24 protein-coding genes are annotated in these 26,368 nt (G+C 52.2%); 10 read left to right on the forward strand and 14 right to left on the reverse strand.

Annotation, left to right across the window (positions count from 1 at the left end):
- The 4 genes from ACP5D0_RS02005 to ACP5D0_RS02020 all read left to right on the forward strand — a co-directional run.
- Positions 1-236: type B 50S ribosomal protein L31 (locus ACP5D0_RS02005; protein ID WP_472363883.1), on the forward strand; the 236-nt coding region annotated here is incomplete at its 5' end.
- Positions 237-419: 183 nt separating this feature from the next.
- The gene (locus ACP5D0_RS02010) at positions 420-1,262 is read left to right on the forward strand and encodes a thermonuclease family protein (protein WP_472363884.1); all 843 of its coding nucleotides are present in this window, start codon (positions 420-422) and stop codon (positions 1,260-1,262) included.
- A 113-nt stretch (positions 1,263-1,375) separates the two neighbouring features.
- Complete coding sequence (hemE, locus tag ACP5D0_RS02015; protein ID WP_472363885.1) at positions 1,376-2,440, forward strand: uroporphyrinogen decarboxylase; 1,065 nt, start codon at positions 1,376-1,378, stop codon at positions 2,438-2,440.
- 16 nt (positions 2,441-2,456) lie between these two features.
- A complete protein-coding gene (locus tag ACP5D0_RS02020) occupies positions 2,457-2,804 on the forward strand; it encodes a putative quinol monooxygenase (RefSeq protein ID WP_472363886.1) in 348 nt (115 codons plus the stop codon).
- 79 nt (positions 2,805-2,883) lie between these two features.
- On the opposite strand, the gene ACP5D0_RS02025 is transcribed toward ACP5D0_RS02020, so the two are convergent.
- From ACP5D0_RS02025 to mutY, 3 genes are all read right to left on the reverse strand, one after another.
- Positions 2,884-4,086 carry an EAL and HDOD domain-containing protein gene (locus tag ACP5D0_RS02025; RefSeq protein WP_472363887.1) on the reverse strand — a complete coding sequence of 401 codons (1,203 nt, stop codon included), beginning with the start codon at positions 4,084-4,086 and terminating at the stop codon, positions 2,884-2,886.
- Positions 4,087-4,285: 199 nt separating this feature from the next.
- Positions 4,286-4,561, reverse strand: coding sequence for an oxidative damage protection protein (locus ACP5D0_RS02030; protein ID WP_472363888.1), 276 nt, complete (start codon positions 4,559-4,561; stop codon positions 4,286-4,288).
- Positions 4,545-5,603 carry an A/G-specific adenine glycosylase gene (gene mutY / locus ACP5D0_RS02035; RefSeq protein ID WP_472363889.1) on the reverse strand — a complete coding sequence of 353 codons (1,059 nt, stop codon included), beginning with the start codon at positions 5,601-5,603 and terminating at the stop codon, positions 4,545-4,547. The genes ACP5D0_RS02030 and mutY overlap by 17 nt, the downstream gene beginning before the upstream one ends.
- Positions 5,604-5,717: 114 nt before the next feature.
- On the opposite strand from mutY, the gene trmB reads away from it, so the two are divergent.
- Entirely contained in the window at positions 5,718-6,515 is a 798-nt protein-coding gene (gene trmB / locus ACP5D0_RS02040) for a tRNA (guanosine(46)-N7)-methyltransferase TrmB (protein WP_472363890.1), read from the forward strand.
- Here the strand turns inward: trmB and ACP5D0_RS02045 are convergent.
- Complete coding sequence (locus tag ACP5D0_RS02045; protein WP_472363891.1) at positions 6,510-8,804, reverse strand: AsmA family protein; 2,295 nt, start codon at positions 8,802-8,804, stop codon at positions 6,510-6,512. The two genes, trmB and ACP5D0_RS02045, sit on opposite strands and share 6 nt — an antisense overlap.
- A gap of 39 nt (positions 8,805-8,843) precedes the next feature.
- A complete protein-coding gene (gene hemW / locus ACP5D0_RS02050) occupies positions 8,844-9,989 on the reverse strand; it encodes a radical SAM family heme chaperone HemW (protein WP_472363892.1) in 1,146 nt (381 codons plus the stop codon).
- Between the two features lie 105 nt (positions 9,990-10,094).
- Here hemW and pta point away from each other — a divergent pair, with 105 nt between their 5' ends.
- Positions 10,095-12,179 (forward strand): phosphate acetyltransferase, encoded by a 2,085-nt coding sequence (pta, locus tag ACP5D0_RS02055; RefSeq protein ID WP_472363893.1) that lies wholly within the window; start codon positions 10,095-10,097, stop codon positions 12,177-12,179.
- Between the two features lie 32 nt (positions 12,180-12,211).
- On the forward strand, positions 12,212-13,342 hold the full coding sequence (locus ACP5D0_RS02060; RefSeq protein ID WP_472363894.1) for an acetate/propionate family kinase: 1,131 nt from the start codon (positions 12,212-12,214) through the stop codon (positions 13,340-13,342).
- A gap of 203 nt (positions 13,343-13,545) precedes the next feature.
- On the opposite strand, the gene ACP5D0_RS02065 is transcribed toward ACP5D0_RS02060, so the two are convergent.
- The 6 genes from ACP5D0_RS02065 to hemC form a co-directional block, all read right to left on the reverse strand.
- Positions 13,546-13,752 carry a YjfB family protein gene (locus tag ACP5D0_RS02065; RefSeq protein WP_472363895.1) on the reverse strand — a complete coding sequence of 69 codons (207 nt, stop codon included), beginning with the start codon at positions 13,750-13,752 and terminating at the stop codon, positions 13,546-13,548.
- A gap of 108 nt (positions 13,753-13,860) precedes the next feature.
- Complete coding sequence (locus tag ACP5D0_RS02070; RefSeq protein WP_472363907.1) at positions 13,861-16,206, reverse strand: fatty acid cis/trans isomerase; 2,346 nt, start codon at positions 16,204-16,206, stop codon at positions 13,861-13,863.
- 13 nt (positions 16,207-16,219) lie between these two features.
- Positions 16,220-17,407 carry a heme biosynthesis HemY N-terminal domain-containing protein gene (locus tag ACP5D0_RS02075; RefSeq protein WP_472363896.1) on the reverse strand — a complete coding sequence of 396 codons (1,188 nt, stop codon included), beginning with the start codon at positions 17,405-17,407 and terminating at the stop codon, positions 16,220-16,222.
- Entirely contained in the window at positions 17,404-18,870 is a 1,467-nt protein-coding gene (locus tag ACP5D0_RS02080) for a hypothetical protein (RefSeq protein WP_472363897.1), read from the reverse strand. Before ACP5D0_RS02080 ends, ACP5D0_RS02075 begins: the two co-directional genes overlap by 4 nt.
- Before the next feature lie 12 nt (positions 18,871-18,882).
- Positions 18,883-19,737 (reverse strand): uroporphyrinogen-III synthase, encoded by an 855-nt coding sequence (locus ACP5D0_RS02085; protein ID WP_472363898.1) that lies wholly within the window; start codon positions 19,735-19,737, stop codon positions 18,883-18,885.
- Entirely contained in the window at positions 19,724-20,653 is a 930-nt protein-coding gene (hemC, locus tag ACP5D0_RS02090) for a hydroxymethylbilane synthase (RefSeq protein ID WP_472363899.1), read from the reverse strand. Before hemC ends, ACP5D0_RS02085 begins: the two co-directional genes overlap by 14 nt.
- A 147-nt stretch (positions 20,654-20,800) precedes the next feature.
- Here hemC and ACP5D0_RS02095 point away from each other — a divergent pair, with 147 nt between their 5' ends.
- On the forward strand, positions 20,801-21,328 hold the full coding sequence (locus tag ACP5D0_RS02095) for a thioredoxin family protein (protein ID WP_472363900.1): 528 nt from the start codon (positions 20,801-20,803) through the stop codon (positions 21,326-21,328).
- Between the two features lie 81 nt (positions 21,329-21,409).
- Complete coding sequence (gene argH / locus ACP5D0_RS02100) at positions 21,410-22,804, forward strand: argininosuccinate lyase (RefSeq protein WP_472363901.1); 1,395 nt, start codon at positions 21,410-21,412, stop codon at positions 22,802-22,804.
- Between the two features lie 130 nt (positions 22,805-22,934).
- Here argH and ACP5D0_RS02105 read toward each other — a convergent pair whose 3' ends face one another.
- The gene (locus tag ACP5D0_RS02105) at positions 22,935-23,477 is read right to left on the reverse strand and encodes an adenine phosphoribosyltransferase (RefSeq protein ID WP_472363902.1); all 543 of its coding nucleotides are present in this window, start codon (positions 23,475-23,477) and stop codon (positions 22,935-22,937) included.
- 144 nt (positions 23,478-23,621) lie between these two features.
- Between ACP5D0_RS02105 and ACP5D0_RS02110 the strand changes: the two genes are divergently transcribed.
- The gene (locus ACP5D0_RS02110; RefSeq protein WP_472363903.1) at positions 23,622-23,978 is read left to right on the forward strand and encodes a hypothetical protein; all 357 of its coding nucleotides are present in this window, start codon (positions 23,622-23,624) and stop codon (positions 23,976-23,978) included.
- Between the two features lie 12 nt (positions 23,979-23,990).
- On the opposite strand, the gene ACP5D0_RS02115 is transcribed toward ACP5D0_RS02110, so the two are convergent.
- Both ACP5D0_RS02115 and ACP5D0_RS02120 read right to left on the reverse strand, forming a co-directional pair.
- Complete coding sequence (locus ACP5D0_RS02115) at positions 23,991-25,367, reverse strand: protein kinase domain-containing protein (RefSeq protein WP_472363904.1); 1,377 nt, start codon at positions 25,365-25,367, stop codon at positions 23,991-23,993.
- Between the two features lie 303 nt (positions 25,368-25,670).
- Positions 25,671-26,368, reverse strand: a 698-nt coding sequence (locus tag ACP5D0_RS02120; protein ID WP_472363905.1) for a hypothetical protein, incomplete at its 5' end; no start/stop codon positions are given.

Below are 26,368 nucleotides of genomic sequence, written 5' to 3' on the forward strand. Positions count from 1 at the left end.
CAGATTACAAAGAAGTGGTTTTCCAGGATATTTCACCTGGCGAAACCTTTTTAACACGTTCGACGATTGAAAAAACCTCTGGCGACACCATTACGTTAGACGGTAAAGACTATCCGCTGGTTCGTATTGAAGTCTCCAGCGCCTCTCACCCTTTCTTCACCGGTAAACAATCACTGGTGGATACCGAAGGGCGTGTTGAGAAATTCCGTCAGAAATACGGAATGCGCGGCAAGTAAGCCATTTCAATCGTTTGGGCGTCAAACGATTGAAACCGGAATCTGGCCACCTCCGCAGATTCCAAATACCCAAAGCCGCTTATGCGGCTTTTGGCGTTTCTGAATCTGAATTTTCCGCCCACCTGAGCGGCACTTTGCTACAATCTTAGGTATCGTTTTCGTTTATATCGAACAGGAAACCTCATGCGTCTGCTCAAAACCCGTCTGTCGAATCTCACCCAACCCTGGCACCTTGCCGGAATGGTGCTGCTCTATGCCGCTTCTTGGGGAGCCCATGCGGATGACTGTGCTCCGGTCAAAATTGACACCTGGATCAAAGCCAGCTTTGCCTTGAGCGGTGACACCCTTATTATTCAGAACAGACCTTTTCGACTCATTGGCGTGCAAGCCCCGCAAATCAAAAAAGAACGCAAATTCACCACGCCTGGTCAACCCTTGGCAGACGAATCGCAAACCAAGCTCAATCAACTTTTAGCCAATCATAATCTGGAAGTCGGCGTGGAGTATGACGAACTTCGAATCGATGACTTTTCACGCAATTTAGCCCACTTTTACATCAAACAAAAAGACCAGATCGTCAGTTTGCAAAAGTTGATGCTGGAAAGTGGTCTGGTGCTTGCGAACTCCGAACCCCCCAATATGAAACACCAGGCCTGCTATTACCAAGCCGAAAAAAACGCCCGAGATCGTAAAATCGCCCTCTGGAGCGTGGCGGAAAAACGCCCGGATCTTCACTACCCGATCGCACCATCGTCCAAAATCACCACTGAAGACGAAGGTTTTCGGATTTTCAAGGGTGAAATTGTCAAGGTAGAAAAAAGCGGTAGCAACTACATCCTAAACATGGACACCACTGGCATCCGCGTTCGCAAAGCCGACTGGGAACACTTTAATTACGATGCGCTAAAACGCCTTCAGGGACAGGTCATTGAAGCACGCGGCTACGGCTTTCTCTACGGCGGTGCCATGTTTGTCAAAATCCGCTCCCCCAACGCCATTGACCGACTCAACCCCGTCAATGAATAATCCAAAGCTACGCCCAACACGGCAAGATTCCCCCTTTCGGCGTTTTTCTGTGACATTTGCTTAAACCACCGTTAGAATATCCGCTTTACTTGAATTCAGAAAAAGGATGTCCGATGGCGGAGCTGCAGAATGATCGTTTTTTACGCGCACTTTTAAAAGAACCCGTGGATCGCACTCCCGTTTGGATGATGCGCCAAGCCGGTCGCTACCTGCCGGAATACCGCGAAACCCGCAAACAAGCCGGTTCCTTTATGGATTTGTGCCGCAATAAAGAACTGGCGTGCGAAGTCACTTTGCAGCCGCTGGAACGCTTTCCACTCGATGCCGCCATTCTGTTTTCCGACATCCTCACCATTCCCGATGCTATGGGACTGGAATTGCGCTTCGCCACCGGCGAAGGGCCGATTTTCGACAAACCGGTCCGCACCCTGTCCGACGCCAAAAAACTGTTTGTGCCAGACATGGGCTCCGACCTCGGTTATGTCATGGATGCGGTCAGTACCATTCGCAAAGCCTTAAATGGGCGCGTGCCGCTCATCGGTTTTTCCGGCAGCCCCTGGACCCTGGCCACTTACATGGTTGAGGGTGGCTCCAGCAAGACCTTCTCCAAAATCAAGGCCATGATGTACGATGAACCGGCCACTCTACATCACATTCTCGACGTATTGGCCGATTCCGTCATTGCTTACTTGAATGCACAGATTGAAGCCGGTGCGCAAGCGGTGCAGATTTTCGACACCTGGGGCGGCGTTTTGACGCCACGCGACTATCAAGAGTTCTCGCTGCATTATATGGCGAAAATCGTCGATGGCTTAAAACGCGAAAACGACGGCCACAAAGTGCCGGTGATTCTGTTCACCAAAGGCGGCGGTCAATGGCTGGAAAAAGTGGCGGCAACCGGTTGCGATGCGCTGGGCTTGGACTGGACAACGGATCTGGACGATGCGCGCGCCCGTGTCGGCGACAAGGTCGCACTGCAGGGCAATATGGATCCCAGCATTCTGTACGCCTCCCCAGCACGCATTCGCGAAGAAGTGGCGACCATTTTGGCAAAATACGGTCACGGTACTGGGCATATTTTCAACCTCGGCCACGGCATTCACCCTGAAGTCAATCCCGAGCACGCCGGTGCCTTCATCAATGCCGTGACCGAGCTGAGTCCAAAGTATCACGACTGATAAAAGGAGTCCGCAAATGTCTCAACGCATTTATTGCATGGCGCAATTCCAACCGAAACCCGGCAAGGAAGCGGAGCTGTTTAAGGTGCTGCAATCACTCGAACCCAACACGCTGCGAGAAGACGGTTGTGTGCAGTACCGTGTCACCCGCCAAATTCACAGCCCCTTTGCCGACGGTAAAAGCATGCCGATTGCGTTTAATGAAATCTGGCGCGATCTGGCCAGCTTTGAAGCGCATTGTCAGCGCAAGGAAATCGTCGAATTTTTCGAAACTTACTGTCAGGCCGAAGAGGGATTGGCTGAAGCTTGGAATGTCTGCATCTATTCGGATGAACCCGATGATTACGACGCACCGGTTGTGTAAAAACAAAAAACCGCTAGGCCTTTATACTCTTTAGGGTGTGGCGGTTTTTTTATAATCCGAATGACAGACACCCCTTCGATTAGCCCAAATCGACCTGATTGGCGAACTCCATGGCTTCCAGATAGCATTTCGACAGTTCTGACGGCGTCAACCCATCGGGCAATTCAAAATCGGTTTGACACTGCTCCATGGCTTTCACCGCCGCCAGCGTCACGCCCAACACCCCTTTGGCATCGACCAGTGCCAATTTGATTTTTTCATCGAAATTCAGCTGCGCCAAAAGGTCTGACAAGGAAGCATCCATGACCGCATCCAACGTGGAAAACAACCCGACAGTAAAATAGCTGTCTTGGCTGAAGCCACCGATTTGCGCCCCGACCAGCTCACAGAATTTAGCGCGAATCAGCGAGGTGGTAAACAGCTCTCTCGGTTTGTCGTCCACACCGGACAACACCATCATACTCGCCCAGCTCTGCAAGCGATTCAGGCCAAAACGTAACACCGCATCGTGAATCGAAGTGATTTGATGATTGCCACCGGCTGTGGCCACAAATCGCAACAGCTTCTGACTGAGCGCCACATCCTGACGAATAATGCCACTGAGGACATTCATATCAATGTCGGGGTCATAGACATTCGCCAGCAGCTTTAACGTCGAGAGTTTATTGGTCGGCAAGCTGCGCCCCTGCAGAATTTGGGGCTTGGAAAAGAAATACCCTTGAAAATAATCAAAGCCGATTTTCTGGCAGAATTCCAACTGCTCGCGGGTTTCCACTTTTTCGGCCAGTAACCTCAGGCCTTTGTCTTTCAAACGACCGATGTGCTCCAGCATCTTTTTCGGCCCCACTTGCAGGATGTCCACCTTGATCAGATCCGCACAGCTTTCCAGCTCGGCCAGTTTCGGGTTGAAAATATAATCGTCCAGCGCAATTTGATACCCTTGTTCTCGAAGGGTTTTCAAAGCACGCAAAATTTTCGGCGTCACCTGAACGTTTTCCAGCACCTCTATAACGATCTGTTTCGGCGGGAAAAACGGCTTGTTTTCACTGAGCAGCAGGCCTTCGGTAAAATTGATAAAGGCTTTATGGTCACCAACGACTTGACGAAACCCCATGTCGCCAAACAGGTTCATCATCACCTGTGCCGTGGCATGATCCGCGCCGAGAATGCGGGCATGGTTATCGTCGGAGCCGGAACGGAACAACAACTCATAAGCATGGACATGTAAAGATCGGTCAAAAATCGGCTGGCGGCCAAGGTAAATATTCACTAATTGCGACATAAGGCTCTCTGGATTAAACGCCGTAAACGAAAACGAATAAAATACCGCCAAAGCCAAAAAGGGGGCGCTGCGGTACTGGCGATTATGGGACTACCGTGCGTTATACAACACAGACGGGAACAAAACAGCCAATTATATTAGCACCCCAAACAGAGAATATAAAATCAAACCTATCTATCCGTGCAATAAGCAAAACCAATCAGTTATCGGTCGGCTTGAACGCTTCCGGCAGCGCCAGCTCTTCGCCGCCGAATAGGAATTTTTGCATCTCTTCTTTGAGAAAGTTTTGCGCTTTTGCATCCAGACTGGACAAACGGTATTCGTTAATCAAAATCGTCTGTTGCGCCAACCATTGTTTCCAAGCTTCTTTGGACACATTTTCAAACACCTTTTGCCCCAGTTCTCCCGGAAAAGGCGGAAAATCCAAGCCTTCCATTTCTTCGCCCATTTTGGCACAGTTAACCTTTCTCGTCATAGTGACTCTCCAGTTGTTTGATCAGTTTTCGAATCGGTGCCGGCACGCCTCGCGCCAAAGCCTCCGCCACCGACAGCCATTCACCCGTCAGCGCCGTCGAGCGCACCCGCGCGACCCGAACCGGATGAATCATCAGGTGATAATGACTGAAAGTGTGTTTTACAACAGGCCATTTTATCAAATCCACCCTCGCTTCACAGTCGGTTTCAACCTTGTTTTTTATCTGGTTTGAGACCGCCGCCTCAGGGGCTTCCGGAAAACTCCAGAGTCCGCCCCAAATGCCCTTTTCAGGGCGCTTTTGTAAAAAAATGTCGCCGGACAGATTTTGCAACAACAGCATCGCCACTTCCCGAGTCGGCTTGCGGGTTTTCGGCTTGGGGAAGGGAAATTCCGCCACACGCCCGTTTCGCCAGGCCTGGCAGTTTTCACGAATTGGGCAGGCCTGGCAATTTGGCCGACTGCGGGTGCATAAGGTGGCACCCAAATCCATCATCGCCTGGGCGTAATCATCAAAGCGGGTGTCCGGCGTCAAAGCGTCCGCGCGCTGCCAAAGTCTGGCTTCGGTCTGTTTATCACCCGACCAGCTTTCCACCGCATCGTAACGGCACAGCACCCGTTTGACGTTGCCGTCCAGAATCGGCTGCCGCTGTCCGCAGGCGATGGACAGGATCGCCCCCGCCGTGGAGCGTCCAATGCCCGGTAACGCCATCATGCCAGTCAAGTCAGTGGGAAAGACGCCATTCAGGTCATTCACCACCACTTTCGCCGCTTTCAACAAATTGCGCCCGCGTGCGTAATAGCCCAGCCCCGACCAATGCGCCAGCACCGCTTCCTCGCTGGATTGCGCCAAGACCTCCAGGGTCGGAAAGGATGCTATAAATCGCTGGTAATACGGAATCACCGTCTGCACTTGGGTTTGCTGCAGCATGATCTCCGATACCCAGACGCGATACGGGGTTTTGTCCTGTTGCCAGGGCAAATCATGACGGCCCGACACATCGAACCAATCCAGCAAGGCCTGGGAAAAAGACGGTTCAGTCATGGTCGCTTGTGTATCCCTTGTGTATCCAAAGGGCTTTTCCGGTATCTTTTCCGTTATAATGATTCAAATTTTAACCCCCGATTCAAACTTTAACCCCCTATTGTACGCAACCTCATGACCGAAAAAACCACCGAAACCGCCCAAACTCAATCAACCCCGGAACTGCCGACGGACAGACCAACCGACATGCCACCCGAAAAACGCCGCATCAAAAGCTTTGTGCTGCGCCAGGGACGCTTGTCCAAAGCGCAACAAAATGCGCTGGATGCCATGTGGCCACGCTATGGGCTGGCACTGGAAGACAGGCTTCTCGACCTCACCGAACTGTTCGGGCGTGATGCGCCGACCATTGTTGAAATTGGGTTCGGCATGGGCACCAGCCTCGCCGCCATGGCAGAAGCGCACCCAGAAAACAATTACATCGGCATCGAAGTGCACCGCCCCGGTGTCGGGGCTTTATTAAAACTGGTTGAGGAAAAAAGTCTCACCAACATTCGCGTTTTCAACGACGATGCCGTGGAAGTGTTAAACAAGCAGATTCCGAAAAACAGCCTCTCGGCCGTGTACTTGTTCTTTCCCGACCCTTGGCACAAAACCAAACATAAAAAACGCCGCCTTCTGCAGCCAGAGTTCGCTCATACCATTGCCCAGCACCTCAAACCCGGCGGCCATTTTCACATGGCCACCGACTGGCAAGATTACGCCGAACACATGATGGACGTGATGAGCGCCGCACCGGATTACAGCAATATCGCCGGTGACCGGCAATTTACCCCCCGCCCAGATTATCGGCCACTGACCAAGTTTGAGCAGCGTGGCCATCGTCTGGGGCATGGGGTATGGGATTTGATCTTTGAGCGCAAGACCCGGCCTGGCGATTCGACCGAACCCCAGCCAAGCGCCCCGTTATGACGCCTTAGGATTGAACAACTGCTGCAGACTTTGCCGCAGCTTTTGCTGATTTCCGGGGTCATTCAAAACGCCGTCCATGTCCACCGACCACTGCAAATTTTGCAGCGGCCCTTTCAAAAAGACCGGCACTTTCACCCCTTTCAAGCTCGACAGCGCCTTGGGCGGATTTTGATACACTGTAAACAAGGTTCCTTCCAGAAGCCCCGATGTCAACGCCAGCTCGCCCACGCCTGTGGCCGAAAAACGTTGGCTTTTCACCTCAAAGCCCGTCACCCTCATCAGGCCTTTTTGAATGGCACCGACCAATGCCATCGACTGAAACTGAGTGGTGTCTTGCGGGTGGGTTTTCTGCCCGGCCAACAGCTTGTTTAAATCCATGCCGATAAAAGCACCGTCCTTGAGCTGGGCGCGAACCTGCCCACTCATGTTTTGACGCAGTAAATAAGCGTTCACACCCTGTGTTTGCAAATTAAAGGTGCCGGTAAAAAAGCCGCTCAACTGATGATATTGCCAGCCGTCGGCTAAAAAGGGTTGAATCGCCACATCTTGCAAACGCCCGTTCCAGCGGTAGGACGGCGTTTTTCCGGTGACATCCATCGCCAATTGACTGTGTAAATGCCCTTGGTAAAGATTGGCGTTCAAGGGGTCCACCTTGGCTTGACCGTCTTTCGACTGGACGGTAAGCGTCACATCGCTGAATAGACGATTCCACGCCTTTAATTGCCCAAAACTGAGATGCCCTTCGGCCTGCAAATCCTTTAACGTGGCCACCGGCAAACCAATCGGCAAATAGGTTTCAGCGGCTTTCTTTGCAGTTTTTCCTGCGCCTTTTCCTGTGCCTTTCGCTGCCGAGCCGACAGCACTCGTCGGCTTGGGAGGTTCCACATAGGCTTCATAGCGATCCAGATCCAGAGTCGAAACCGACAAATCAAATTGGATGACGGGTTCTGAGCCTCGCGGTTTGGGGAGCAACTGTTGAAAATGCCCTTCCAGTCGTGCGCCGTCCACCAGCAGATTCAAATTGGAGACATTGAGCGCGCGAGCGTCCTGTGACCAATCGAATTGTGCCGATACCGACTGCAAGGCGTCATCTCGTACAAAATGCGGATAGGCCACACCGGCATGTCGGAACCACTTTTTCAGATCGATATTGTGTGCATCCATGTGTCCCTGACTGCTGGCATCGGCACCAAACCGTCCCTCTAGGGTAGTTGCAATTTGCGTTTTCATGGACATAAAACGCGCCTGTTTCACGTGAAACGCTTTCTGCCCCAAATCCACTTCAAACACCGCGCCATCGGTTTCAACACGCACCTCCGGCACCTTCATTTCATCCGGCAGAATCAGGCGCACATTGCCCGTCCAGTCGCTTAAACGCCATTTTTTCAAGACACTGTCCACGGTTAAATGTGTGGCCAGACTGACTTGAAAACGACTCGACACCACATTGGTGGTGTAGCCAAAATCGGTGATGACGCGAAAGGGGGTTTCCGGCGCAATGTCATGCGCCATGAGATTAAAATCGGACAGTGTCAGCCTGTGGCCATTCTCATCGTTCTGCCACACCAGCGCCGCATCCTGCGAAACAAAACTGTGTAAACGCCAGACCATTGACTTCGTCTCTGCGTCGGCTTCAGGTTGCGACTGATTGACAGGCACATACGCCACCTTGCGATAGCCGCTGCCTTGCGCTTCGTCAGAATCGGCGGCAAAAAAACCGCTTAAAATCGGCATCCCTTGCCAGTTACTGCGTCCGTCCGCATGGGTGTGCAAGTAAAAACGCGCCCCATTCAACTCGATTCCCTGCATATTCAAACGGCGGTGTACAAATAAATCCCAAAGTGAAAGCTCCACCAGCACCGACGTCATTTCCACCAGGTCTGGCACTTTATCGCCCACCTTGTCCTGGACGGATACATGGGTCATTTCAATCGACAAGGGCCAAGGAGACACCTTGATTTCCCCGTCAATATTCAGCGGATAACCGGTGCGCTGCTGAAAGGTCTCCTCCAGCTGCGGTTTGTACTGATTAAAATCCATAAAGGACACCGCACCAACAAACCCCAACACCAGAAGCATCGGGAAGGCCACCAGCACCATGACAAAGCGGCTCAGCCACTTGACCACCGGATGACGCGGACGATGGCGTCGCTGCAACCTTGCCTCTTTGATTGGACAGACGTGGTTTTCGTCATAAACGCGATTTTCAGGCTGTAACGTTTCGGCGATGTCCGTTGTGGCCGACTCCGGTGCGGTTGCTGGCGGGGGGATCGTGGGATTATCTGACATGGTTCCATCCTGGTGTTCGAGTGTTCAAGTGTTCGACTTTCACAAAAAAGCCTGCAGCACATCGTTTAAAAACCGCTGGCCGACAGCGGTCAGGTTCACACGACCGGCTTCAATCGACACCCAGTCGCGTTGCTGCAAATCGGCCAACGTCGGCTCAATTGTAGACAAAGGCAGCCCAGTGCGCAAAGTAAACAAATTCAAATCAAACCCGTCCTGCAAACGCATGGCATTGAGCATAAACTCAAACACCGCATCGCTTTCGGCCACCCTTTGCAGTCGCCCGAGCTGACCGTCGGCCACCCTATTCATATAACCACCGGGCGAGGCGGGCATCTGCGTTCGCCAGATTTTGCCTTGCGGCGGGTCGGTGATTTTACCGTGCGCCCCTGCCCCCAAGCCGAGGTAATCACCGAATTGCCAATAATTGAGATTGTGACGGCAGGCCTGGCCGTTTTGCGCATAGGCTGAGACTTCATAATGGTGATAACCGGCCTCGGCCAATCGTTGCTGGCCACTCTGCTGCATTTCCCAGGCCTGGTCACCTTCCGGTAACGGCGGCGGCTGTTTGTAAAACGGGGTATTGGGTTCCAACGTCAGTTGGTAATAGGACAAATGCGGCGGCTGCAACCGGATGGCCGTATTCAAATCCTGCCAGGCCTGGTCAATTGTTTGATTCGGCAAGGCGAACATTAAATCCAGATTAAAATTGTCGAATCCGGCGTTTTGAGCGGATTCCACCGCACGATAGGCTTCATCGGCCGAATGAATGCGCCCCAACGCCTGCAATTTCTCATCGTCAAAGCTTTGAATCCCCATCGACAAACGATTGATACCGGCTTGACGGAATCCAACAAATTTTTCAAAATCCACCGTGCCTGGGTTCGCCTCTAGGGTGATTTCAATGCCGGGTCGAAACCCTAGCAAAGCGCGCAAACGAGACAGAAAGCCGTCCAGTCCCGCTTCCGACATCAGGCTGGGCGTGCCGCCGCCGAAAAAAATCGACTCGATCGGTCGCCCCCAAATCAGCGGCAACGTCTGTTCCAACTGCTGAATCATCGCCGCCAGATAAGCGGCCTCCTGATCGTCGGCAAGGGTGTGCGAATTGAAATCGCAATAGGGGCATTTCTGAATGCACCAAGGGTAATGCACATACAGGCTGAGTGGGACAGGTTGCGTAAATTCCAAAATTGGGCACCAAGTGAATGACAGAAACGCTATTTTAATGGAAATTACACAAACAAGTGGTAAGCTTGGCGTCATCTTTTCGGAAATTCAAAACGAGCACTTTTCATGGAAACCAATAGTTTATTCATCGCCCCGCGCGAACGCCATGCCGGTAGCCTGCTGGTGTCACTTGGACTCATGTCTTTATTGAGACAACGCTTTGATAAAATCGCCTTCTTCCGCCCCTTGGTCACGCAGCGGGACGATCCAGACAGCCGTTTTATTCACGGTTTTTTCCAACTGGAAACCCCGCTGGACGAAATGATCGGTCTCACCCTCAGCGAAGCGAATCAGAAAATCAGCCTTGGGCAAAAAAACGCCCTCTTCGAACAGCTGGTCTCGCAATATCAAAGCCTGCAGGATCGCCACGATTTTGTGCTGGTGCACGGCATGGAAATGACACGTCACGCCAGCGGCATTGAATTCGACATCAATCTGGCGCTGGCCAAACACTTTAACAACCCGTTTATTGCGGTGCTAAACGGTCAGGAAAAAACCCACGACGAAATCGAAACCGAAATTGAACTGGAACTGCAAGCCAGCGGCAGCCAAGCTCCGTTTGCGATTTTCGTTAACCGCATTCAATCCAAACAGCTGCATGCCGATACGAATTTTAAAGAACACCCAGGTCTGCCGGTGTTTTTTCTGCCGGAGTTAGAGGATCTCAACACCCCCACGGTCAAAGAAGTGGCCGACGCCCTGCAAGGCACGTTTCTTACGCCGGAAAAAGAAGGCTGGAACCGACTGGTGCGTGCGCCCATAGTGGCGGCCATGACCCTTGAAAACTACCTGCCGCGCGTCAACGAAGGCGACCTGATCGTGGTGCCCGGTGATCGCAGCGACATTCTCATCGCCTCGGTCATGAGCCTGTTTGCCCGCAATATGCCCAATATCGCCGGCATTATGCTCACCGGCGGTCTGATTCCGAAACCGGTGATTCAAGATTTGGTCATCAACTTTGAAGGCCGCGATTTACCGATTATTTCCGTGCAGACCGACACCTACGACAGCGCCATGAACGTCGGCCAGGTGCGCGCCCAGCTCAATGCCAATAACAGCCGTAAAACCCATCTGGCGCTCGGTCTGTTCGATCAATACATTGACCGAGACTGTCTGATGAAGCGCATTCTGGCTCGCGCCAGCGACCACAGCCATGACATCACCACCCCGATTATGTTTGAGTACCGCCTGTTTGAAAAAGCCCGCCAGAACATCAAAACCATTGTGCTGCCCGAGGCCATGGACGACCGCATTCTGCGCGCCTGCGACGTACTGCTGCAACGCAAAGTGGTCAAGCCGATTTTGCTGGGACACCGAGAAGAAGTGCTCTACAAAGCCAATCTGCTGGGGCTGAACTTAGAGGGTGCCGAGATCATCGACCCCGAAACCAGTCCTTGGCAAGCCGAATTCATCGAGACGTTTTACGAGATGCGCCAACACAAAGGCATGACACTGGATCTGGCACGCGACACCCTGTCCCACGTCAGCTACTTTGCCACCATGATGGTGCATCTGGGGTATGCGGAAGGCATGGTTTCCGGCGCCACCCACACCACCGCCGACACAGTGCGCCCCGCCTTGCAGATCATCAAAACCCAGCCGGAAACCTCGCTGGTGTCCAGCGTGTTCTTTATGTGCTTCGACACCCGAGTGCTGGTGTATGGCGACTGCGCCGTCAACCAAAACCCCACCGCCGACCAACTGGCGGAAATCGCCATCAGCTCCGCCGACACCGCACGCCACTTCGGCATTGACCCGAAAGTCGCGCTGCTGTCCTATTCCACCGGCGAATCCGGGCACGGTAGCGAAGTGGATAAGGTGCGACAGGCCACCAAAATCGCGCATCAAAAACGCCCAGACCTGTTGTTGGAAGGCCCGTTGCAATACGATGCCGCCATCGACCAAACGGTGGCCAAGCAGAAAATGCCTAACAGCGACGTCGCCGGGCACGCCACTGTGTTTGTGTTTCCCGATCTCAATACCGGCAACAACACCTATAAGGCGGTGCAACGCGCCTCCGGTGCCGTGGCCATCGGCCCAGTGTTGCAGGGGTTGCGCAAACCGGTCAACGATTTAAGTCGCGGCTGCAACGTGGCCGACATAGTGAACACCGTTGCCATTACCGCCATTCAGGCGCAGGCCAATGACTGACACACCCCACTGAAAACGCAAAGGAAACCCCCATGAAAATACTGGTTTTAAATGCCGGCAGTTCATCCATGAAATACAGCTTATTCGGCGGCGACGATTCACATCAACTCACTCACGGGCTGGTGGAACACATTGGCGAAACGCCGGAACGCGATGTCGCCTTCGCCTTGCGACAAGTGGAAGCCGAACTCAAATCGCAAGGACTCATTGAACATTTAGGCGACTGCGATGCCGTCGGCCATCGCGTGGTGCATGGCGGTGAAGATTTCCACCAACCCGTCATCGTGACCGAGGCCGTTATGGACACCATCGAACGTCTCGCCGAACTCGCCCCTTTGCACAATCCGGCCAACCTAGCGCCCATGCGCATTCTGGCTCAAAAATACCCAGGTCTGGTGCAAACCGCCATTTTCGACACCGCGTTTCACCAAAGCATGCCCGCCTATGTGTACCACTATGCCATACCCAAACCACTGTATGACGATCACCTCATACGCCGCTACGGTTTTCATGGCACCTCGCATCAATACATCGCCAAACGCGCCGCCGCTTTGCTGGACAAGCCGCTCAACCAGCTCAATATTCTTTCCATGCACCTTGGTAACGGTGCCAGTGTTTGCGCGATTCAATACGGCAAAAGCATGGACACCAGCATGGGATTCACCCCACTGGAAGGCTTGGTGATGGGCACCCGCTGTGGCGACCTGGATCCGTCCATTCCACTGTATATGATGCGGCACCTGAACTACAGCCTCGATGAGGTGGATCACCTCTTAAATAAAGAAAGCGGGCTGCTGGGGCTGGCCGGACAAAACGACATGCGTGCGCTGATGGCGCTGGCCGAAGACGGTGACGAAGACGCCAGCTTGGCGTTGAAAATTTTTGTGTATCGCTTGATTAAGGTGGCGGGCAGTTATATGGCCACCATGGATGAATTGGATGCGATTGTCTTTACCGGCGGCATCGGCGAACACGCACCGGACATTCGTGACCGCGTCATCCGCGACTTTTCCAATGCGTTCGGACTCAAGCTGGATGCGGTTGCCAACACTCATGCCATTGGCGAATGCTGCATCAGCCAGCAAGACAGCCATACTCCCGTCTGGGTCATACCGACCGATGAAGAAAAGGAAATCGCCCAGCAGACCCTTTTACTGCTGTAAACGGTCGGATAAGAATGAAGCGATTTGCGATTTAACCCAGAAACTTGAATTCAAGAAACGATGACCAGACGGCACGGCTCTGACAGAAGCAAAAAACCGCCAAGCCTGGCGGTTTTTTGTCGATGGACGAAAGAATCCATACGGCAATCTTGTAGCCTTATTGCCTTCGGACACATTCGTTGAACGCTTAATACGACTGACGGCTAGGCCGTCACATTAATATTATTGCCCAGATTGGCCGGCAAGCCTTGCGTAGAAGGTGCCGAAGGCAAGGACTCGATTAATTTCATCGCCCCTTCGGATTGCACATCCATGGCTTTTTTCAAAACCGCGACCTGCACCCCTTGCTGGGTCTGCGCCTGTTGCTGTTGAAGTGCCGCATTAACAGCGGCATTGGCTGAAATTTCCATTCAAGCCTCCTTTTAAACGTTTTGGGTTGTGGAATTATCCCAATGAGGTTAACGGCCAGTTTACACACAACTTGAGCGTATTTTTTCACTTTTTGGCCGTGCGCCGAGTCAGTGGTTCAAATAGCGATTCAAATCGAATATTCCCCACCTTACCGGTTGTTGCTGCTGTTGATAAAACAGCATGTCATCGGCGAATTCCCAGAACTTTGGATCGGTACGTCGCACGCCATAGGCGGCCACCCAGCGTTGCACGTCCTTTTTGTGCTCAACACGTTTTGCCAGCGCCAAAAACACATCTAAATCGACTTCCGGCACATCGAAAAACATCCCCGGGTAACTGGTGTGCAATCCCTGGATGACCGTCACGGTGTTTTCTTTGGGCACACGATTGTATTGGTCGAAAAAAACCGAAGAGACATTGTAATAACCGCGATTTAGATACAGCGTGTACCAGGTCTCCCGACCGTCAAAATGGCGAATGCGCATAAACGAAACTTCCGGCCAGTGATCAACGCCCTTGCCATTCAGGTCGGCAAGCCGCTGCAAAAATGTCTGAACCTTTACATCCAGATCTCCGTCTTTAAACGGCATATGCGGTCGGTTGATCGGGTCTGTGTTGAGAATCTGGCGAAACTCTTCTTTCTGCACCACCCGCTGGAAAAATTCGTTTTTCGGGTGCTTGGTTTGGTAGTGAATGGCGGTTTTCATCGGTGGCAGGTCGGATTGAATGATTTCATCCGAAGTGTTGCGATACCAATAATGGCGCAGTTTTTCCCGGGTGTCTTCCGGCAGAAAGCCCAAAAAGTTGTTTTCGCCTTCCATGCGCAGAAAATCCATATACAGCCGTGTATTCAGCTGATGCCCCACATTGCCGTAAACGTCAAAACCGGACACCAGCAGATACTGTATCCGCTCCAATAAGGGGTAATCAATCACCCAGGCGGTTTTGGGTATTTTGCCATGCAGTCCTTTCAGCACCGTGGCCGAATCCTGATTGCGGAACACCGTTAGCAGAGCGTTGCGATTGGTGCCTTCGCCATCCCAAATCAAATTCAAGCCCTGACGATTTTCAATATTGCGCTTGCTTAACAACAGCTTTTGCTTGGCATCCAGATAAAGGCGTTGCTTGTTTTGATAGGTGGTTTGCGCGGCCAGCAATCGAAAGGTCTGCACACCGTCGGCAGTTGGCAACGCCAGATTGTCGGCTTGCTGGGCTAGAAAGGCGGTATCGTTGCTGATAATGTCGTGATCGGGATCAAAAAACATCACCCAAAATTGTTCTTCAATGACATTGAGAGCCACTTGACCGCGACAGACCGGGCCTTTGATAAAGCCCTCGATGATAAACTGCGCCTGCTCCAGCAGAAAACGATAGCGACCGATGGCGGGCATATCGGCGTAGATTTTAAAGGGATTGGCAGATTCTTTGGGATCATAACCGGGTAATTTTTGGATGTCATAGTCAGGGAAAATAAACCAGGCCTGGTATTTTTTGTAGGTGTTGGCGTCGGCGTAGTACACCAGATGGTCTTTATCAACAATGCTTTCTTCCACCGCCCGCAAGCGGTAAAAAACACGCTCCACCCCTGGGTCGTCGTAAGGGCGAGTGGTGTGAATCACCTCAATGGGTTCGCCCGGCGGAGTTTTGGAGCGTACCAGCTTATAGAAAGTGCGCGGGGAGTTGTCAGCAAAGTGAATGTGCGCCAGAAACAGGTGTTCATAAACATAGCGCCCCATCAGCTGGTGCTTGAAGGTGTCGATATTCAAATACTTTTCGTAAAAAGCCGCCTGCTCGGACAACACAACCTCGTCGAGATCTTCCAACTGCCCGGGCGCACCGTGTTTCGCCCAGTTGAGCAAGGTGGCGTATTCTTTGGGCGGCAAATTGGGCATGGCATAAGGCATGCCCCAGTTGGGGTGATCTTGAGCAAACTGGTCGAACTCGTCTTCTTTCGGGCAAACATCGTCGCGGTTAAGCCCCAAAGTGTAGTTTTCGGGCAAGCGACCGTTTACCGGTTGCGGGTGTGCGTCTTTCAGCTTTAGCATTCGAGTCAGTACCGATGCGCCGCCATCATCGGCATCACCAATCAGCGAGTAAAATCCCTTGGTGCGCCACTGCTCGATGGTTTGCGCATCCATAAATAAGCGCGTGGGTTGCGCTGCGTGAATGCGTTCGCCGTCATAAACTTTCTCTTTACTGCCACCCCGCTCTGTGCCGGTGTAAGAAGACAGTTTCAGTTGGCAGGGCGCGTCATAGCAGCCGTGGCAGACAATGCAACGCTTTTCCAGAATGGGTTTGACCTGATCGTAATTCAGTGCGCTTGCCGATGACAAATCCGTATCGAGACGGTCGGCCTGAGCCGAGGTCACCAGCAGCAGCGACCCCAGCCAAACGGAGTAGCCCCATCGGTCTTGAGCAGATTTTGGCCGCAATAAGCGTTTGAACGCAATCATCAAAATGGGTCTCTTAGGTAATGGAAGCCGTTTTCTCCAACCGTAAAATCGCTTCTTTGTAGGTGAGTGCCGCTTGCGCTTCCAACCCTTCCGACTCGTAACACTGCGCCAAGGCGTGAAAGGTTTCCAGCTCCGGTTGCAGCCGCAAACTTTCCTTGAAAAAATGCTGCGCCTGCCCCCAAAGGTGACTCATGCAGGCCAGACGTCCCAGCGTCAGATAGAGCACCGCGCTCTCAGGGTGGGCTTTCAGCCACTTTTCGGCGGTTTTTAGGCGCTCATAGGCCGGTCCCAGCTCTATGCGACCGTACTGATACACCAAGCGCTCGTGCCATTGCTTGGACAGACTTTTAACGATCAATTCCGCCAACCCCTGCTCTTTGCCCCAGCCCATTCGCTGCTCGACAAACTCCGCCAGAATGTCCGGCATTAAGTGCTGACGCCCAGACAATCCATCCCAAAGCGCATCCAGCGCATCCAGGTTTTCCGCCTTGGCGACCTTATCCGCCAGAATCTGTACTTCCAAATGCTGAATTTCCGCTTTATCCAGCGCACGGATTTTTTTCGCTTCCGGCAGTAAATTCGCCACGCGCGGCCAATAGGCCTGTTTGACCAATAAGTGCAGGTACTCCGCTAACAGCGTTTTGTTTTTCGGGCTCAATTGGTGCAGCTCGTGCAGAATCACCAAGGCGACATCCGGCTCTTTATCCATGACCAAGCGTGCTTCCACCAGCCCAATGGTGACACTGTCGTCGGGGAACTGTTGTCGCGCCTCCTTGAGGTACTGATCGCGTCTCAGATACGCTTGCTGGTTGTGGGCGATTTTGGCCGCCGTCAGATAGTGCACCAATCCGGCGTTTGAATGCTTGGCCATTTTAATCAGGTGTTTTTCCGCCTGTTGCCAGTCACCGTATTCCAGTGCAATCATGCCTTTCGCCATGCTGTTTTCCGCTTTGGCGTAACGTTTCATTTGCCTGCGGTTGCGCCAGTAAGCGGGAAAGTGCCACAGATTAATGGCCAACCGCATCAGCAGATAGACCGTAACAAACCCCAGCGCCAGCGCCGCCAGCGCAAAGGTCAGGCTGGTTTCAATGACCCAGTCGTGCCACACCATCGACACCTGTCCCTGATCGTTTAAAGCCAAAGCAGTCAGGCCGGTGACGACCAGCAATAACAACGACCATTTGAGGAGGCGTGCCATCATGGCTGAAGTCCCTGCACAATATCCAGCTCCTGGCGCGATGCAAAGCGCACTTGATGCAGGCTTTGCAGCGGCGACTGAATGGCCGCCAACTGTGCCGGAAAATTCGCCGCCATAAAGTCTTCAAGCGATTGAAGACTTTCATCCAGCAGAAGTTTGGATTGAGTGTTTAGCGCCCACTCTATGCGATCCACCAGTAATAAGCCGCGCTGAACCAGCACGTCGTGCATGATTAAACTTTCTACCTGCGTCAGTTGCTGTGACGACTCACGCTTGTGTACCGAAAACACATCGCCCATCTGGTTGAGCAGCTTTTGCCAAGCCGAATCGGTGGACAAGGTCTCGGCCGGATCCGAACCGGATGTTCCGTTCACCGAGTCGTTCGCGGACGCATCCGGCGCGCGGCTTGGCGGTGACGTTGAATGGGGTTTTTCGGCCATAGGTTCCGGCAATGCCTGTATGGCCGCGCGAATCGTTTTCACCCAGGCCTGGCCGTTTTGCGGTGTCGCATTTGGCGCTGAGTGAATGCGCACCATATCCTGACCGATACGGCGTATCAAATCGGTTTTGTTTGCCACCTCACTGGCATTGACCGCTTTTTCCAAAGCACGCAACTGTTGCTCGGTTTGGGTGACATTTCCCGTCAGCATCCACTGTGTATTGATTTCCAGTGTCCATTGTTGGATTTGCTGTGCCGACAAAGGTTTGCCGCCCTGAATCGCCGACTCGGTGGCGGCTTTCAAACGGCTTTCAAGCTCGATGTCCAGGGTTTTCTGCTGTGCGTTATGCGCCTGTTGCGCTTCTTTGAAGTGAAACAAATCCGACAACTGTTGCCCCATCTGCTGCAACTGATTTTTCAATTCCTGGCCCAAGGCTTCGCCCTGCGCCTGCAACTGAGCTTTTTCTTCCGGCGTGGGTTGCACGGCCTGCCCAAATTGCTGCGCCGCCACACCCGCTTGTTCCGTCACATTTTTCAACTGTTGGCTGAGTTCAGAGACCTTGGCCTGCATCTTGGCTTTAAGGCTTTCCATTTCGGACTGCACGGCGTCGAGATCGCCCTGACTGATCACCGGCTGCCGATCCGGTGAATCCAGTTGTTGGGTCACCGATGCCTGCATTTCCGCCTGTTCGGCTTTCAAGGCATGGGTTTCGGCTTTAAGTTGGCCGATTTGACTTTGCAGTTGATTGATTTTTTCAATCTGCCAGTCCTGCCGATTGGTGGCCTGCACGAGATAGACCACAATCCCAATCAGCACCAACAACGATAGCAACAGCACTTTTTGTGTGAATGTTTGCGGCCACCAGCCGAACCAGTCGCGCTTGGCTTTTAACGGCTTCTCTGCGCCGGAACCAGAGGGCGAACCCGACTTGCGAGCGCGCGATTGACTTCGACCATCCTTGACAACTTCACCGTCCAGCACACGCTGATCGGCTTTCGGGGTAATCGGTTCGTCGGGTGTTACCATGCTTGAGTCCTTTTACGGCTTGGCCGTATCATCAATGGTTTGTGCTTCGGTGCGTATTTGAGTGAGAGCGGCGAGGACACCGTCATTGGTTTGCTGGGGCACCACCCAGATACCGCCTTGCCAACCTGCGTCTTTTACGGCTTTCTCGATGCGTTGGCTGAACACGATGATATCCTGTGCAAACAGCCAGTCCTGGGCATGAATTAACGCTGGCTGACCAATGGCGGCGGCTAGGTTTTTCACCAGATTCGACCAGGCCTGCAGGCTGCTGGCCAACAGCACTGGGTGCTTGGCGGCTTGAAATTCGACCCAGGCCTGGTCACAAAAGGGTTCCTGAATCCGGCGGTAAATAAACCACTCGGTCACATCTGCCCCTGCGAGGGTCAGCCCACTTTTGAGGGTTGGACGCCCTCCTTCGCCTTTCACAATCAAGATTTTTTGTCCAGATAGGTCTTGCATCGCCTCACTGGCCAATAAGTCTTCGCTGACAAATTGGTCGTGGTTTAAAGACGCAGTGGGCCAACCTTGTTCAAGTAGCGCTTGATGAGTGGCCTGCCCGATGGCATAGCTCTGAGCGACTTGCGCAAACGGCGGCGAAGCCACTTCTTGCGTCTGAAACAGCTCCGCCAGCACGGTCACCGCATTGCGACTGACAAACACGATTTTGTCAAAGGTTTTAAACACACCCATGGCGTCTTGGGGCAATGCCAGCGACTCAATGGCTAGGGTCGGGCAACTTAATACGGTGACACCCTGTGCCTGAGCCAAAGCCGTCAAATCGGCCGCCTGATGGCTTGGACGGGTATTCAACAATGTCAAATCCGCCAGCGGTTCGGTTTGAGAAACGGGTGGGTTATGCACGCCCATAGACTTCGTCTAAAATCGCACCGGCTCCTTGTTTCAAACAGTCTTCGGCCACCTGAATGCCAAGGGTTTCAGGATCGGTTTGCGGCCCGGTCGCTTCTGCACGGATAATTTCCGAACCGTCCAGCGCACCGACCAGCCCGCGCAGATAAATCGCATCGCTCTGCAACTCGGCATAGACGCCAATCGGCACCTGACAGCCGCCCTCCAGACGGTGGTTCATCGCCCGCTCTGCGCGGGTACGAATTTCGGTATCACGATGATTGAGCACCTCAATCAAAGCACGCACCTCTGCGTCTTTTTCAAAGTATTCAATCCCCAAAGTGCCTTGCGAGACCGCCGGTAAACAGGTTTCCGGTGCCAGCTCGTGCCGAATACGTTCATCCAGTTTCAAGCGCTTTAAGCCCGAGGTCGCCAGCACGATGGCATCGTACTCCCCTGCGTCCAATTTTCCGAGGCGCGTACCGACATTGCCTCGCAGATCTTTAACCGTCAAGTCAGGGCGCAACGCCATCAGTTGGGCTTTGCGGCGCAAGCTGGAGGTGCCCAACACTGCGCCCTGCGGTAAGTCTTCAAACCGAGCATAATCGTTCGAAACAAACGCATCCGTCGGGTCGTGACGTTCCAAAATCGCCCCCAGCGCAAACCCTTCCGGCAACTCCATCGGCACATCCTTCATGGAGTGTACCGCGATGTCGGCCTCACCGGCGATCATGCGGTCTTCCAGTTCTTTGGTGAACAGACCTTTGCCACCGATTTTCGCCAGGGGCACATCCAAAATCTTATCACCTTTGGTGGACATGGGCAGCAACTCGACCGTTAACCCCGGGTGCGCTTTTTCCAGCTCGGCTTGTACAAATTCGGCCTGCCACATGGCCAGTGGGCTTTTTCGGGTTGCGATTCTCAGCGTTTTTCTCATGTTTCCTTCCGTTTATCCATCTCAAATAGGCATCCTGGTAGCCTGTCGGTGCAAGAATGTTCCCCATTTTACTCAAAATAACGCCCGAATTTTCGATAAAATGGTGGATTACGTGACCGATGCATTCGAGTTCAAAGGAGAGGCCGTGTGAACATAAAATTACTGGGTTTAGTCACCATAACGTTTTGGCTGCTGGGATGCGGACAAGCCACCAGCAATTCAGGCTACGACCCCCAATCGAAACTGCAGGAGCTGACCAATCTGGAAACGCTGTCAAAAAAGGCGCGCGATCAGAATTTACCGATTATGCTGATGGCGGGTGCAGAATGGTGTGAGTTCTGCCACATCCTGCGCTCGGAAGTGCTCGACCCGATGGCGCTGGGCGGGGATTACGATGGCAAGGTTGTCTTCATGCGTTATTTAAGTGTCGATGAACATCAACCCATTGCCGACGTCAATGGCGAGCCGATTCGAAAAGATCAACTGGCCAGACGCTATCGAGCCGACTTAACCCCCACGGTGATTTTCATCAACGGTCAGGGCGAAAAAGTGGCCGACAACATCGTTGGCATTGCCAATATCGAACTCTACACCACCTTAATTCACAAGCATTTAAATGACGCCTACCAAAAAATGGGCAACCCCTTACGACTGGAGGCGATGCCCTCTCAGTAACCGCCGTTCTGCAAGCACCGTTTGTTATTCGGCTATTTTCAGATACTTTCAGCTAACTTCACGCTTTTCTAAGGGCCTTTTATGAGCAATCAACACAATCAAGAAAAACTTTCCAGCGCCCGCTTCAGCGAATCCACGGATGCGTTTGTGGAAGAATTCACGGCGTCCATCACCTTCGATCAACGCCTTTATCGTCAAGACATTCAGGGTTCCATCGCACACGCCACCATGTTGTGCCAAGTGGGCATTCTGACCGAACAAGAACTGGAAGACATTGTTCAGGGATTGCAGCAGGTGCAAAACGACATTGAAAGCGGCGATATGGAGTGGTCGATCAAGCAGGAAGATATTCACATGAATATTGAGGCTCGCTTGACCGACCTGATCGGCATTACCGGAAAAAAACTGCACACAGGCCGTTCGCGCAATGACCAGGTCGCCACCGACATCCGTTTGTATCTGCGCGATGAAATTGATGCGATTTTGCCGGAAATGAAACGACTTCAAGCCGGTATTTTAAGCTTGGCCGAACAAGAAGCCGACACCATTATGCCGGGCTTCACCCATTTGCAAACCGCACAACCTGTCACCTTTGGACACCATATGATGGCGTGGTTTGAAATGATTCGACGGGATATGGAGCGCCTGCAGGATTGCCGCAAGCGCGTCAACACCTCGCCGCTCGGCTCGGCCGCTCTGGCGGGCACCACCTACCCGATTGACCGGGAACTGACGGCCAAACTGCTGGGGTTTGAACGGGTGTCGCAAAACTCTCTGGATGGGGTTTCCGACCGGGATTTTGCCATCGAATTCACCGGATTTGCCGCCACGTTTCTGATGCATTTATCCCGCTTTTCCGAGGAGCTGGTGTTGTGGTCTTCCGCTCAGTTTGACTTTATTGACCTGCCGGATCGTTTTTGCACTGGTTCCTCCATTATGCCGCAAAAGAAAAATCCCGATGTGCCGGAACTGGTGCGCGGCAAAACTGGACGCGTTTACGGCCACCTGATGAGTCTGCTGACGTTAATGAAATCCCAACCCTTGGCGTACAACAAAGACAATCAGGAAGACAAGGAACCCTTGTTCGATACGGTGGACACGGTGCGCGGCTGTTTGCGTGCCTTTGCCGACATGGTGCCCGCCATTATTGTGAAACGCGAGCAAACCTATGAAGCCGCCAAACGCGGCTACGCCACCGCAACGGATTTGGCCGACTATCTGGTGAAAAAAGGGCTGGCCTTCCGCGATGCACACGAAGTGGTCGGGCTGGCGGTGGCTCACGGCCTGAAAACCGGGCAAGATCTTTCAGAAATGTCACTGAACACCCTGCAAGGCTTTTATTCCGACATTGGGGAAGACGTCTTTGATATTCTGACACTGGAAGGTTCGGTCGCAGCGCGTAACCACTTAGGTGGCACCGCACCCGAGCAGGTGCGCAAGGCGGTGGCCTTGGCCAAACAGGCGTTGCAAAACTGAAAGGCGTCGATGAAAGCGCTGTCAACCCCGACGGTCTCGGCTTCTCCTATCGGGTTGCCGAGTTTTTTGCTTAACCCTTTTTCAGGGCTTCAAGCACCCGTATTCAGTCATCAAACTTCGTCATCAAACTTCAATCGTCAAACTGAATGACCGAGCGAACGGTTAACCCTTTGTGCTCAAAACGATTCAATGCTTTTAAATCGACCAAACAGGCCATGCCCATCACCTCGTAACCGACTTTTTCGCACAATTGTGCCGAGGCTTGCATGGAGCCGCCGGTGGCAATCAGATCGTCCAGCAGGATAACTTTCTTTCCGTCCCCCTTTTGCATTTCCAGCTTGTCATTACCGTACTCCAGCCCATACGCCATGGCGGAATGCACATTCGGTAATTTACCGGGCTTGCGCACCTTAACGAAGCCTTTATTGTGTTTGAATGCCAAAGCGGAGGCAAAAATAAATCCGCGCGATTCAATCCCCACCAGATAATCCACTTGCGCCCACTCGTCGGCGGTAAACAACTCGGACATCGCCTCTATGGTTTCCCGAAAATGGGTTTTCAATAACGGTGAAATGTCTTGAAATAAAATGCCTTTTTTGGGAAAGTCCGGCACGGCATCAAGAAACTGGGCAAGCGGATGGGAAAGAGTGACAAGAGGGTCGGATGAATTCATAAAAGACCTTTTATTCATTGGCTCAAAACGCTTTATCGGATTACACGCGATTCTGCTGGTAAAATACAATTAGCATTATACAAACAATACTCGACAGACACTGATTTTATGCCATTAATTGAAAACAACTTTGAAGACGCTCTTATGAAGAAACTGCCACCCAATGCGCGTGAAGTGGCCTGTGATTTAATGAGTGAACACTCTCTTGGCGAATTATTGGTCGCTTGGCAGACCAATGAGCCGGACAAAGCTTTGCTGAGCCCTAAAAAGGTGCCCTTCAACCAATGGCAAGCGATTTTGAAAGCGGCACTGCTCGCCAAGTGCACTTACTTTATCCCCAACCCGGAGTTTCAACCGGAAGAAAAAGCTTTTTTAATTCAGGTGGCATGCATGAGTGCTGGCTACCCAGTCTCCCATTTTGACTCTCAAGAGATTATGGAAATGGCACATCAAGAAATGCCCGTTTTTCATCAATGGCTCAAACAGCTGGAAGAAGTGTAGTTAAGCGTGGATTCAAACCGCTCTTTTTCGGCTTTCGGCCAAAAGTTGATGGATGTTTTCCGAAGCCAGATCGTGGCCGTAATGCGCGGCCATGCCAAACCAGAAACGGGCTTTGGCCACATCCTTTTCCACTCCCTTGCCCTGCTGATAGCACTCACCCAATCGATTCTGGGCCGCTAAATGGCCACGCATAGCGGCGTATTCATAGAGTTTCCGCGCGCGCTTCAGATTGACGGTCACGCCTTGTCCTTTTTCAAACATATACCCAAGGTTATAAGCGCCGTAAGGATTACCTTTTTCATAGGCTTGGTAGTACATATTCATCGCTTTGATATAGCTTTTCTGAACCACTTGCCCTTTCTGATACAGCAACCCGAGATTGTTTTCGGCGCGGGTGTAGCCTCGGAAGGCGCAGGTTTCGTAGAGATTAAAAGCGATTTCGCGCTCACCGGAAGCCTCCAGCAACGTCGCTTTTTTAAATTGCGCGTAAAGATAATGTGAGTCCGCCAGGACTGTCAGACTGTCTTCCGGAAAGTCTTTAACGGTTTCCACACTTTGCTGACGAATCGATTTGGGCACACTCGGCTCTTTCAGCCATTGTTGTAATTCAGCTAGGCTGGGGCGATTTTGTGGGTCTTTCTGCGTCATCCACATAATCAATTGCCGCCACACCAAAGGCAGGGTGTTTAATTTTCGCGGCGTGTGAAAGGCGTGGGCATAGAGTTGGTCAAAATAGTGCTCGACCTTGTTTAAACGGTAAATGTGCTTGCCAGTCAGGGCAAAATACAATACACAACCCAAAAGATAAACATCACCCGCGGCCTGATACTCGCCATTTAAACGCTCCGGCGGGCAGTATTTTTGATCGCCCATCAGCAATTCGGTTTCATATGACGGGAGCGCGGGCATGGCACCTGTCCAGTCAGCCAAGTAATAATGGTCTTTGTTGACAAGAATATTTTCAGGTCGTATCCGCGTGTGCACAAACCCCACACCATGAACTTTATCCAAAGCGGAAACCAGATGCTTTAAGCATTTTTTTGCCGCTTTGGTTGAGAGGGGGCCCTCCGCTTTGACAACCGTTTGCAAATTGTGCTTGCCGGCAAAGTCAAATATCTTCAAATAAGAAAAGCCACTTTTGCGAATTTCGTAAAACGTTGGAAAGTCTTTTGGAAAGCGATTGAGATAGTGGAGCAGGTCTTTTTCACGTTTTAACGCGAAATGATTTCGGATATTGCGCAACACGCGCACCATGCGCTTAGCATCCCCTTGATCGGACGGCTGCTTGACCGCGAATATTGCTAAGGCGCCTTCTTCACAGATCAGTTTGATATCCGATAAGTCGTCCTGCTGATAAATGGGATTTTTGACGGACCGTTTTTTGGACATGCTCGTAACCTACATTAAACCTACGCAATTTTTATCTAACTCGAATGTTTCATGAATTTGTACTGAGATTGCGCAGAGCATTGGTTTCTCGACTTACCCCTTCGGGCGTCGAGTTCTTTGTTTCACAAGGAAATTTTCGAAGAAGCGTCGTATCCGTGATTACGACCGACTGAGAAAATATTTCTTGTGGAATCAAGGAGCAAGCAAGGTCGGTGCAAATTTGTGAAATATTCGGGCTAAGACCATATTATCAAAAAAACACAAAAAAAAGGCACCTTTCGGTGCCTTTAAAATCCAACCTGGCTATTCGTTTTGATAATCAATATTTTGATCGTCAATCTGAACATTCAGCTCATTATTGATATCAACGATGGTTTCTGGAACCGACTCAGGCACAGCACCTTTGGATTCTGAAGATTCGGCCGAATCTGCAGCGGCATCCGCCTCGGAATCGTCTTCATCCGGCTCAATCATATCCAAATAGGCACTCAAGTCATCTGCATCGGGTGGTGTATCACTGATCACTTCGCTGAAGTCGAGCACATCCGCATCGTCCGTGAGAGATGAGTCTTCTGTTGGTTCATCCGCTAAACTGTCATCCGGCAACAATAGCTCGTCATCCTCGAATCCATACAGAATGGAACCATCAATGGCTTCATCGTCCATATCCGTGCCGCCATCGGCGGCCGTTTCAGTCTCCGGTTTATCGGTTTCCGCTGGGGCAGCCTTTTCCGGCATTTCCGCCAGGCCTGGTTGTTCTTCTGATGGTTCCCCAACCTCGGCAACTGGCACAGCGTCGGATTCGTCAGCGCTTTCACTGGCTTCGGTAGCGGTTTCGGTGATGTCGTCTGAAACGTCTTCACCAGCAACCTCTTCGGCGGTTTCTGCCAGGCCTGGTTGTTCTTCAACCGTGCCGTCATCGCTCACCGCCAAGTCGGCCTCTGCTTCTTCTGCACGCTCGTCAATCGATTCTTCGTCTTGAGCCGCTTCTGCCGCGGCCG

Origin of the sequence: Hydrogenovibrio sp. (assembly GCF_049975065.1) — a bacterium.
In the GTDB taxonomy this organism is placed as follows: Bacteria; Pseudomonadota; Gammaproteobacteria; order Thiomicrospirales; family Thiomicrospiraceae; genus Hydrogenovibrio.